This is a genomic window from Streptomyces cinereospinus, from assembly GCF_042430725.1.
Classification (GTDB): domain Bacteria; phylum Actinomycetota; class Actinomycetes; order Streptomycetales; family Streptomycetaceae; genus Streptomyces; species Streptomyces cinereospinus.
Genome location: NZ_JBHMCY010000195.1, coordinates 1 through 1,047, shown reverse-complemented (window position 1 = coordinate 1,047; position 1,047 = coordinate 1). Strand labels below are relative to the sequence as shown.

Annotated in this window: 1 protein-coding gene; it reads right to left on the bottom strand. The window is 75.5% G+C overall.

The genetic code is table 11. From position 1 onward, the window contains the following. Positions 1-1,047, bottom strand: a 1,047-nt coding sequence (locus ACFF45_RS35465; protein ID WP_381351163.1) for a beta-ketoacyl reductase, incomplete at both ends; no start/stop codon positions are given.

Sequence of the window (1,047 nt, the reverse complement as noted above, 5' to 3'; positions counted from 1 at the left end):
CCGCGAAGACTCCGGTGCGGCTGCCGCGCAGCGAGGCGGGGTCGATGCCGGCCCGCTCGAACGCCTCCCAGGACGTCTCCAGCAGCAGCCGCTGCTGCGGGTCCATCGCCAGGGCCTCGTTCGGGCTGATGCCGAAGAACCCGGCGTCGAACTCGCCCGCCTCGTGCAGGAAACCACCCGACCGGGCATACGTCCGCCCGGGCGCTCCGGGCTCGGGGTCGTAGAGCCCGTCGACGTCCCAGCCACGGTTCGCCGGGAAGCCGGACACCGCGTCCGCCCCGGACTCCACCAGCCGCCACAACTCCTCCGGCGACGACACCCCGCCCGGGAAACGGCACGCCATCCCGACGATCACCACCGGATCGCCGTCGGCCCGCGCGGCCGGCGCGGCGACGGTGGACGAAGGGCTGGGGCCACCGTCGAACAGGAGCCTGTCGAGGTAGCCGGCGACGGCGGTCGCCGTGGGGTGGTCGAAGACCAGTGTCGCGGGCAGTCGCACACCGGTCACGTCGTTGAGCCGGTTCCGCAGTTCGACGGCGGTCAGGGAGTCGAAGCCCAGGTCCTTGAAGGCCTGGTCGGCGGTGACGGAGTCCGGCGACGGGTGACCCAGCACGCGCGCCACCTCGGTCCGCACCAGTGCGAGGAGTTCGCGGACGCGTTCCTCCGCGGGCCGGTCGGCGAGGCGGGCGGGCAGGGTGCCGCCGGCCGGTGCGGAGCCCGCGGCTCGCGGAGCGGGAGCCACCATCCCCCGCAGCACCGGCGGGAGCGGGCCCGACGCGGCGTCGGCTGCCCGGAGCGCGGGCAGGTCGAGCCGGACGAGGACGCGCAGGGCCTCGTCGGCGGTTAGGGCCGAGTCGAACAGCGCGAGGCCCTGCTCCGCCGTCATCGCGGGGAAACCGTGGCGGCCCAGGCGGCGCAGTTCCGCTGCGCCGAGACGTTCGCCCATGCCCGTGTCGGCCCAGAGGCCCCAGGCCAGTGACACGGCGGGGAGGCCGGCGGCCCTGCGGTGGGCGGCGAGGGCGTCGAGGAAGGTGTTGGCGGCGGCGT